Origin of the sequence: Protofrankia sp. Cas4 (assembly GCF_963555915.1) — a bacterium.
In the GTDB taxonomy this organism is placed as follows: domain Bacteria; phylum Actinomycetota; class Actinomycetes; order Frankiales; family Frankiaceae; genus Protofrankia.
The window spans coordinates 7848-17039 of the sequence record NZ_CAUVXL010000107.1 but is presented as its reverse complement, the minus strand read 5'-3'; the positions used below and the strand labels follow the sequence as shown (position 1 = coordinate 17039).

The window sequence follows — 9192 nt, the reverse complement described above, 5'->3', positions numbered from 1 at the left end:
GGCGGATGTGCGCCCAGCACCACAGCGGATCGACGCCGTCGACCCGGGCGAGGGACTGATAGACGGTGAAGAAGTCTCCAGGACACGACCAGCCGGCGGCCCTCGGGCAGCGCGGTCGCCGTGCGTTCGATCCCGACATGGCGGTACAGGACCGCCGCCGAGCGGGTCGGGTCCATCGTGAACACCATCGTGTCCTCGGTGACGAACACCCACAGCCACCAGCGGGTGCTGTCCGTGCCCTCGCGGTGTTCGAAGACCTGCCAGCCGGTCTCGTCGGCGTGTACCTGTACCGCGGTGGCCTTCCGGGCGATGATCGCCTGTTCCAGGGGTGCCAGCAGGTCAGCGGTTGCCTGCAGCGCCCCGGCTATGGTGCCCTCGGCGACGGCGAACCCGCCGGTGGCCAGCGCCCGGGCGATGCGGTGCAGCCCCAGCCCCAGCACGTACTTCTCGTAGAGCAACCGGGCCAGGAACGCGGGGGTGAACCGGCCTTTGGCGATCGGTTTGCCCGGCACCGGTGCGATCACCGTTCGTGATCCCGGACAGGTGCAGCGCCGCCGGTACCGCAGCCGGCGGTGCACGATCCGGGTGATCGTTACCTGCCAGTCGATCTGCTCGCTGTCCTCGGTCCCCAGCGGTACGAACGCCGCCCCGCACCCGGCGCAGGTCCGCTCGGCCGCGGGCACATCGTGGATCTCCTCCCGGGTCTCCAGCTGGGAGTAGTCCCGCCGGCCGTGGCCGGAGCGTCCCCGGCGCTGCCCACGCCGGGCCGGGGCGTCGCCCGGGCTCGCGCTGTCCCGCTCATCCTGACCGTCGGGGTGTGCCGTCTCCTGCCGATCCGGGGCGGGGCGGGTCTTCTCCGAGGAGCGACCGAACAGTATCCGGCGCAGGACCGCGACCTGCTCGGCGAGTTCCGTGGTCCGCTGGCTGGTCTCGGTCAGGCGGGATTGCGTGTCCGTCAGCTGTGCTTCGGCCCGCTCGGCCCGCTCACGCCAGTACGCCACATCGGCGACGTCATCGAGCACAGGGGTGGCCGGCACACCATCCAGGAGACACCAGCGGGCTCATCCATGCCACGCGAACCATACCCGGGCTGTCAGGGACCCGCCCTACCATCCTGCGATCATCTCGCAGCCCCATGACAGGGGGCGGAACCAGCCACCCCACGGCATCACCGAATACATACCGGCAACCTGGGTCACCCAGGTGGCGGTCGGGTGAGCGGTGACGCCGAGAACCCGGATGCGGCGGGTGGCGTGCTCGATGACGGCCAAGACGTACAAGCGGGCGCCGGTCAACGTCGTGGTCTCGAAGAAGTCGGCGGCGATTATGGCTTGCGCCTGGGAGCGCAGGAATGTCGTCCAGGTGGTGTGGGTGCGCCGCGGTGCCGGGTCGATTCCGGCGTCTTTCAGGATCTCCCAGACGGTGGATGCGGCGACTTTCACGCCCAGGGCGAGGAGTTCGCCGTGGATGGGACGGTATCCCCATCCGGTGTTCTCCTGGGCCAGGCGCAGCACCAGCGCGCGGATCGATCGGATCGTTGGCGGCCGTCCGGGCCGGTGGGGTCGGGACTGTCGGGCATGTCGGCGGGCGATGAGATCGCGGTGCCAGCGCAGCACGGTCTCCGGGCGTACCAGCAGCCGCAGATGACGCAGCACGCCGCGCGGTAGCGGGTGCAGCAATGCTGCCAGCCAGGCCCGGTCGGCTGGGGTGAACCGGACCCGGTCGCCGTGCAGCTGCCGTTGCAGGACCATGATCTGGTGCCGTAGCGCGAGGATCTCGGCGTCCTTGTCCCGGTTCCCGTCGGCGGTCCAGCCCGGCTGGGCAGGGTAGGCGCGGGGAATCAGCGGGCCGAGTTCGTCGACGCAGACGACCGTGGTGTCCTCGGGCGTGCGGGTGTACAGGTCGACGACGGCTGTCCTTTTGGGACAAAGTCCGGATCCTTCGACACCGCCCACGACCGGACGTGCCGCCACCGGGCGCCGTCAGCCAAAGGGATCCGCCGCACCTGCGACCGGCCGACCCGGATGCCCAGCTTGTTCGCGGCCTCGGTCAACGCGTCCAACGTCCACACCGCCGCGGTCGATGTCTCGACCAGCCCGTCGGCTGCGGGGTCGTAGCGCGGCCGGCCCGGCGGCAGCGCCTTGACCAGCGCAACAATCCTTGACCGTTGCTTCTCGGTCAGCCGGCGCGGCCGGCCTGGCCGACGGAACAGCGACGACCAGCAGACCTGCGGACCTGGATCGCCGCCCAAGACCTGCGGCTGATCTGCCGGGCCCGCGACCGAGACGACGCCGAGCAGCGGCCGTACCGCTGGCTGGTGCACTGCCCTGACGCCGCCATCCCCGAGCTGACCCGCCTTGCCCGCACCATGGATGCGTTGCGAGAGGCGCTGTTGGTCCATTTCGACACCGACGGATTCAGCAACGGCCCGCGCGAGGCGATGAACTGCTGATCAAGAAGAAGCCACCAAATGGGCTCAATCTACTCGCTTGAACTACCTCCGATACGACCGGCGCTGAGTGCCCGTGCGTACGTCTCCCGGTCCAACAGAGGGAGCTCGCCAGTGGCGTCCGTGGTGGCAATATATTCAAGCATCCGCCGCTGAGCTTCCTTTGATTGATCCCTAACTAGGAACTCAGCGTGCTCAAGCTGCAAGCCGCGTTCGAGCGACAGAGAGCTGCCAAAGTATATGGATCGCTTAATTGCTCCGAGAGATTTCTTTGATCGTAGGCTCAGGTATTCTGCGCGCTCTATCGAACGCGCGAGTACCTCTTTCTGTGGCACCACTTCGTCGACTGCACCGAGCGAGAGCGCCTCTGCTGGTGTAAATGGCCTGCCTTCGAGAACAGCAACTAACGTTTGCTGGGTACCAATTAGACGGGGCAATCGTTGAGAGCCTCCGCCACCCGGCGTAAGTGCGAGCAGGACTTCTGTCAAGCCGATGGCAAAGTCCCCGTCTGCCATGATGCGCAGATCACATGCCCATGCCAATTCCGCGCCGACGGCAAGTGCCGAACCATTGAGTGCCGCAATGAAGATGGTGCCGCTTGCATTCATCTTCAGGAAGGTCGCGTGGAAGCTATCGAGCTGCAAAAGTGTCTTGAGCCGGGTCATCCCCGCGAGCGTTCTGACAATTGGCAATCTATTTATGAGTCTCGCCGTACGCGCGACAAGCCCGGCGAGGCGTGTATTGATGGGCGGGAATCCAGTGCCACCTTTTTGTAGCCAGCGAACGTCAGAATGACTCAAGAAGCGATCAGGATGCGTGCCAGTGAAGACGACCGCGTGGATGTCCGGATCGCGGTCTGCGCGATCAACCAGTTCTTTCAATTGTTTGGCGATCGTGGCATCAAACAACGCATGCGGGCCTCCGTCGATACGAGCGACAAGTACCCCGGTGTGGCCTTCAACGGCAATGTGTCCTGCGGGCTGCGAGTTATCCATGTGATCCTCCGGTGAGTCGGCTGTGGTCGACGGTCTCAGGCACTCGTGCGGGTCACGCTCCGCGTGAAACGGCGACGCATTCTGTGCGCAGGGGCGTGCCGGCCCGGCGGCCTGGGCGGCAGGGGCGTCATTTCATGCGGACGACGACCTTGCCGGCCCGGGTGCGTCCTTGCTCAAGGTGGGCCAGGGCTTCGCGGGTCTGTTCGAAGTCGAAGACGCGGTCCACGACCGGCCGGATGATCCCGGCGTCGATGAGGGCGGTGAGTTCGCGCAGTTGGTCACCGCTGGCCTTCATGAACAGGAACGAGTACGTCACCTGGTGTCGCCGGGCACGCCGGCGGATCCGGAAGCTCAACGCGGCGATTGCCAACCGGATGACGGGATTGGCGCCCAGTTCCCTGGCGTAGGTGGGGTCGGGTGGCCCGGCGACGCTGATGACTGTCCCGCCGGGCTTGAGCACCTGCAGGGACCTGTCGAGGGTTTCGCCGCCGACGGTGTCGAGGACGACGTCGTAGTCGTGCAGGTTCGTCTCGAACGCCTCCTTCTGGTAGTCGATGACGACGTCCGCGCCGAGGTCCTTCACCAGGTCGGTCTTCGTCGCGCTCGCGGTCGTGGCCACGCTCGCGCCCAGGTGTTTCGCCAGTTGGATGGCGATGGTGCCGACGCCGCCGGCGCCGGCGTGGATGAGGATCTTCTGGCCGGGTCGCAGGTCGGCGAGTTCGACCAGAGCCTGCCAGGCGGTCAGTCCGACCAGGGGGATGGAGGCGGCCTCCTCCATGGTGAGCGTGGTCGGTTTGGTGGCGACGTCGTCCTGGTGGATGGCGATGAGTTCGGCGAACGTGCCCGTCCGGTTCTGGTCCGGGTGTGCGTAGACCTCGTCGCCGACGGCGAAGCGCGTGACGCGGGCACCGACCGCGACGACCGTGCCGGCGAGGTCGTTGCCGAGGACGAACGGCGCCCGGTGCGGCAGGATCACCTTGAGGTCCCCGTTGCGGATCTTGAGATCGAGCGGGTTGACGCTTGCCGCGTGAATCCGGACGAGGACGTCGTGATCGCCTACCTGCGGATCCGGCACATCACCGGCGCGTACGGTGTCGGCGCCCCCGTAGCGCTCGACCACAAATGCCTTCATCATTGTCTCCGTCTCTGGTTTGCGCTGCTCACAGCAGTGCAAAGATTGCTTTTCGGTCAGCGCGGCGTCGTCGCAAATCTCGTCTCAGGGATGAGCACTCGCCTTGGCTTTCACCAGGAGCGGACCGGTGACGTGCTCGGTGTTTACGGCGTTCGCCCGCAGCCGCCGGGCCGGTGCCGTGACCAGTGCAGGCGGCTGGCGCCGGCCAGCAGGTGGCGCGGTTTCGCCGCCGGTCGGACCTGCTCCGGCTGTGCTGACCGCTAATTAGGGCAGGAGCTGGGCGAGTCGGGTTCCGATCGGCTGGTGCAGGCCGGCGCGGACCGCGCGGGTGAACTCGTCGGCCAGGATCTCCACGTCGCCCTTCTCGACACCGTCGAGGACTTGGCGGACCACGTCGGCGGGATCCGACTTGGCGGCGTCGATGCTGGCGACCATGTCGGTGTCGACGTACCCGACGTGGACTCCGACGACCTGCACGCCCCGGGGTCCGAGTTCCAGGCGCATGGCGTCGGTGGCGCTCCACACGGCCGCCTTGGATACCCCGTAGGTGCCGCCCGTGGGGAGCCAGGACGCCACCGAGGCCATGTTGATCACGATGCCGGAACGCTGCGCCAAGCGGTCGGCGAAGGCCGAGGACACGGCGAGCGTGCCGAACAGGTTCGTCTCCAGTTCGCCGCGCAGGGTGGCGGTGTCGGCGTCCAGGACCGAAACGCCGCGGGCGATGCCGGCGTTGTTCACCACGACGCTCACGTCCTGCGCGGTCTCGGCGGCGCGGGCCACCGAGCCGGCGTCGGTGACGTCGAGCTGCAGCGGCACCACGCGCGGGTCGTCGGCGACGATCGTCTGCGGGTCGCGGGCGGCGGCATAGACCTTCGCGACCCCGCGGTCGAGGAGCTGACGCACGAACTCCCGGCCCATGCCGCGGTTCGCACCGGTCACGAGGACGGTCTGGTCGACGAGCTGAGTCATGTCGTTCTCCGGGAGTCAGTGCGCTCAGTCGGACGCTGAGTGACGAGTACGCCGCTGTACGGGGTTGTTTCGCAGACACGCGGCGGGCCATCTGCTGGATCGCCTGGTCGACTTCGGGTACGCGGCCGGCGGCGACGATGAACGAGCAATGCGATTACACTCATACGACCATAGAGTGAGAGAACGGCCAGGAGCAAGCCCCTGGGCGAAATTAAATTATGGCCGTACTCTCAATCTGATCGGGGGGTGGTCGACGCGGGTCGCCGGCGGGTGAAGGAGTGTGTGGTGCGAGACGGGAGAGAGCGCAAGCAGATGACGCGGCGGCGGATCATCGAGGCGGCCGGGTGCCGGTTCAAGACCGACGGCATCGACGGCTCGGGGATCGCCGCGCTCATGGCCGACGCGGGACTGACCAACGGCGCGTTCTACGCCCGCTTCGACTCCAAGGACGACCTGGTCGTCGCCGCGGTCGCCGACCAGCTCCGCGAGCAGCGCGAGGGCCTGAGCGCGGCGGCACCCGGCCACGCCGGAGCCAAACAGTTCCTGCGGGAATACCTCTCGATCCGCCATCGCGACAGCCCCGAGGACGGCTGCCCGTCCGCCGCCATGCTCGACGAGATCGCCCGCAGCGCGGATGCCGCCCGGCGCGCGTACACCGAGGGCATGCTGGCCGTCATCGACGACGTCGCCGCCCGGGTGGCACCCGACGATCCACAGTCGGTGCGCGCGCAGGCGCTCAGCATCTACGCCCTGATGGTCGGGACGCTGCAACTCTCCCGCGCCCTGGCCGATCGCCGACTCGCCGACGTGGTCCTCGAGCAGGGCATCCGGAGCGCCCTGACGCTGCTCGGCGCCGAAGACCGGCGATGGGGCAAGCCACGGGCAAGCTGCACTTCCGCGAGACCGTCGTCGACGGCCTGGAGAACACCCTGGACGCGTTCCTCGCGATGATGCGCGGCGAGAACGTCGGAAAGATGGTCGTCCGGCTCTGAGGCATGTGCGGCGGACCGCTTGCCCGCTCCCATCGAAACAACTACCACGAGATGAGTCATCCGATGAGCCAGCCCAGCACGATCCGCCTCGAGCGCACGACACCGCGGACCGCCACGATCACGTTCGCGAATCCGCCGATGAACCTGGTGGTTTCCGAGACCGTGGTGGCGCTGCACCGGATCGTCCGCGACCTCGACAACGACCCCGACATCCAGGTCGTCGTCTTCTCCAGCGAGGTCCCCGACTTCTTCTTCAACCACTTCGACGGCGCCGAGGCCGGCAACCTGCCCGTGCCCGAGCACGAGGACGACGCGCCGGTCTGGACCGACCTGGTCCTGCGGTTGAGCAAGGCCGCGTACGTCAGCATCGCGGCCATCCGGGGCCGCACCCGCGGCGCCGGCAACGAACTGGCCCTCGCCTGCGACCTGCGGTACGCCAGTCGGGAAAAGGCGATCTTCGGCCAGCCCGAGGTCGGTGTCGGCATCGTCCCCGGCGGCGGTGGCGCCGAGCGGCTCCCCCGCGCCATCGGCCGCGACCGGGCGCTCGAGGCCATCCTCGGCAGCGCCGACTATGACGCCGACCTGGCCGAGCGCTGGGGATGGGTCACCCGGACCCTGCCGGACGCGGAACTCGACGCCTTCGTCGACGCGACGGTCGCCCGCCTCGCCTCCTTCGACCGGCAGGCCCTGGCCACCGCCAAGGCGATGGTCGGCCGGGCCACCCTGCCGCCGGACGCCGACCTGATCGCCTCCTACGGCGTGTTCGTGGACTCGCTGACCCGCCCGGCGCTCCTGCCCCGGGCGATGGCGCTCGGCGCGCTGGCCGCCGACAAGGGCCTGGACGTCGAATACCAGCTGGGCGAGTACCTCGGCGTGATCAACCAGAACCTCTGATCGTCTCCTCCGCGCGGCGGCCCCCCGGCGCGTGGGGCACTGAACCGAATGCGGGGTACGCCGTGCGCGGACGGCGTACCCCACGCCGCTCCTGCGGGCAGCTCGTGCCCGGGCAGGACCGTCTCCAAGCCGGGTCGACGAGCTCGTCCAGATCTTCGGTCCGCCCGCCAGCGTCGTCCCCGGCCTGCACATCGGGGTCCACGCCGACGCGGCCGGCCCGGTCGAACGGCGGGCACCAGAAGCGCTCGGGTTCATCAATATCGAAGCGCCCATGGAGACGAACCGACGCGGTGGTGCGGCGTGACACGCTCAGGTGCGAGCGCGGGTTGGCGAACCCACGCCTGGGCTGCGCCCGGCGTATCCCAGCCCGCCGAGCGCGAGCAGCATCCAGCCGGCCAGGTATCCGAATGCTGCCGGGGCGGAGACGGCGGTCCATATCGCGCCGGCGATGGCACTGGCGGCGACGTTGCCGGCAGCCTGGACGGTGGCGAGCAGGCCGAACGCGGAGCCGCGGATGTCGGGCGGGGCGAGGCTTGCGACGGCGGTGTGCTGGGCGGTTTCGACGCAGCCGATCGCCAGGCCCGCCGCGGCGAACGGCAACGCGAGGAACGCCACGTTGGCACCGGCGAAGGCGAAGCCGGCGTAGGCGGCGGCGAACAGGCCGACACCGGCGGTGAGAACACGAACCGCGCCATGCGGGCCGAGCCGGTCCGCGAGCCGTCCGGCGGGCAGCGACGCGAGAGTCGCTGCGATGTTGTAGAGGATGTAGAGCGCCAGCGCGAGCTGGGTAGCGCGCTCTTGGCCGTGGCCGGGGCGCAGCAGGTCGGTGGCGCGCAGGATGAGCAGGGTGGCGGCGACGTTACCGACCTCGAACGCGGCGACCGCGGCCATCAGCGGGCCGAGCCCCGCCGCGAGCACCGGGCGGACGCGGATACGCAGCGGCACCCGTGGGCGGGGCTCGGCTTTCGGGGCGTGGTGGATGGCGTAAACGATCGCGGCGGCGGCGAGCAGCCCGGGGATCACGGACAGGCCGATCGCGGCACGGACACCGATCGCGGCGACCAGACCGAGCGCGAGCAGCGGCCCGAAGATCGCGCCGAGGTTGTCCATCATCCGCTCGAAGCCGTAGGCACGTCCGTAGACGGTCGGGGCGACGACATCGGCGAGCAGGGCGTTGCGGGCTGGCACTCGCAGGCCGCGGGCCGCCCAGGCTCCGGCGCGCAGCACCCCGACCTGCCAGACCGCGGTGGCCGCTCCGGTCAGCGCGCCGAGTGCGGCGGTGCTGGTGTAGCCGCCGACCGCGACCCGGCGTCGACGTCCGGGATCGTCGGCGAGCGCGCCGCCGACCAGGCGGGCGGTGCCGGCGAGCCCGTCGGAGACCCCTTCGATCAGCCCGAGGGCGGCGGCCGGCGCACCGAGGGTGACGGTGAGCAGGCTCGGCAGCAGCGCGGTGGGGATCTCGTGGCCGACGTCGGCGAGCAGGCTCGCGGTGCCGATGCCCGCGACCCCACGGGTCAGCCACCGGCCCGAGCCGGCTTCCACGCGTGGGCTCGTGTCCGGCTGGGTAGCGGGGCTGGTCATGACAGGCAGTCTGCCGGCGGGCCGTCATACCCACGCGTGCGCCCTGCTGGTCGCCTGCCTCGACGACATCGATCAGCAACCGAGCCCGGATGTCGTCGCCGTTTTCCGCGCGCTCCAGCAGCCGGACCCGCGCGACGTCCGCTCAGCGTGACCCAGCCACGGACCCTCACGCAGGCGTGT

9 protein-coding genes and 1 pseudogene are annotated in these 9192 nt (G+C 69.2%); 4 read left to right on the top strand and 6 right to left on the bottom strand.

What is annotated here, in order from left to right:
• Both U9979_RS10030 and U9979_RS10025 read right to left on the bottom strand, forming a co-directional pair.
• A partial coding sequence (locus U9979_RS10030; RefSeq protein ID WP_322779150.1) for an IS66 family transposase occupies positions 1-1037 on the bottom strand: 1037 nt, incomplete at its 3' end.
• Positions 1038-1184: 147 nt separating this feature from the next.
• Positions 1185-1796 (bottom strand): annotated as a pseudogene (locus U9979_RS10025) (integrase); the annotation flags it as partial.
• A gap of 371 nt (positions 1797-2167) precedes the next feature.
• Here U9979_RS10025 and U9979_RS10020 point away from each other — a divergent pair.
• A complete protein-coding gene (locus tag U9979_RS10020; RefSeq protein ID WP_322779148.1) occupies positions 2168-2452 on the top strand; it encodes a transposase in 285 nt (94 codons plus the stop codon).
• 29 nt (positions 2453-2481) lie between these two features.
• On the opposite strand, the gene U9979_RS10015 is transcribed toward U9979_RS10020, so the two are convergent.
• The 3 genes from U9979_RS10015 to U9979_RS10005 form a co-directional block, all read right to left on the bottom strand.
• Positions 2482-3444, bottom strand: coding sequence for an enoyl-CoA hydratase/isomerase family protein (locus tag U9979_RS10015; RefSeq protein WP_322749851.1), 963 nt, complete (start codon positions 3442-3444; stop codon positions 2482-2484).
• Positions 3445-3571: 127 nt separating this feature from the next.
• Entirely contained in the window at positions 3572-4576 is a 1005-nt protein-coding gene (locus U9979_RS10010) for an NADP-dependent oxidoreductase (RefSeq protein WP_322779147.1), read from the bottom strand.
• 264 nt (positions 4577-4840) lie between these two features.
• The gene (locus U9979_RS10005) at positions 4841-5545 is read right to left on the bottom strand and encodes an SDR family oxidoreductase (protein WP_322749853.1); all 705 of its coding nucleotides are present in this window, start codon (positions 5543-5545) and stop codon (positions 4841-4843) included.
• A 282-nt stretch (positions 5546-5827) separates the two neighbouring features.
• Between U9979_RS10005 and U9979_RS10000 the strand changes: the two genes are divergently transcribed.
• A complete protein-coding gene (locus U9979_RS10000) occupies positions 5828-6496 on the top strand; it encodes a TetR/AcrR family transcriptional regulator (RefSeq protein ID WP_416219859.1) in 669 nt (222 codons plus the stop codon).
• A 104-nt stretch (positions 6497-6600) separates the two neighbouring features.
• Positions 6601-7431, top strand: a complete 831-nt coding sequence (locus U9979_RS09995) for an enoyl-CoA hydratase/isomerase family protein (RefSeq protein ID WP_322749855.1) — start codon at positions 6601-6603, stop codon at positions 7429-7431.
• Between the two features lie 309 nt (positions 7432-7740).
• Here the strand turns inward: U9979_RS09995 and U9979_RS09990 are convergent, their stop codons facing one another.
• Entirely contained in the window at positions 7741-9012 is a 1272-nt protein-coding gene (locus tag U9979_RS09990) for an MFS transporter (protein ID WP_322779145.1), read from the bottom strand.
• On the opposite strand from U9979_RS09990, the gene U9979_RS09985 reads away from it, so the two are divergent.
• Positions 9011-9163: a hypothetical protein gene (locus tag U9979_RS09985; RefSeq protein ID WP_322749857.1), complete on the top strand. Its 153-nt coding sequence runs from the start codon at positions 9011-9013 to the stop codon at positions 9161-9163. The two genes, U9979_RS09990 and U9979_RS09985, sit on opposite strands and share 2 nt — an antisense overlap.
• Positions 9164-9192: the final 29 nt, after the last annotated feature.

Coding starts and splice junctions, on each gene's coding strand:
- U9979_RS09995 (WP_322749855.1), top strand. CDS start 6,601: ATGAGCCAGCCCAGCACGATCCGCCTCGAGCGCACGACACCGCGGACC.
- U9979_RS10010 (WP_322779147.1), bottom strand. CDS start 4,576: ATGAAGGCATTTGTGGTCGAGCGCTACGGGGGCGCCGACACCGTACGC.
- U9979_RS10005 (WP_322749853.1), bottom strand. CDS start 5,545: ATGACTCAGCTCGTCGACCAGACCGTCCTCGTGACCGGTGCGAACCGC.
- U9979_RS09990 (WP_322779145.1), bottom strand. CDS start 9,012: ATGACCAGCCCCGCTACCCAGCCGGACACGAGCCCACGCGTGGAAGCC.
- U9979_RS09985 (WP_322749857.1), top strand. CDS start 9,011: ATGACAGGCAGTCTGCCGGCGGGCCGTCATACCCACGCGTGCGCCCTG.
- U9979_RS10015 (WP_322749851.1), bottom strand. CDS start 3,444: ATGGATAACTCGCAGCCCGCAGGACACATTGCCGTTGAAGGCCACACC.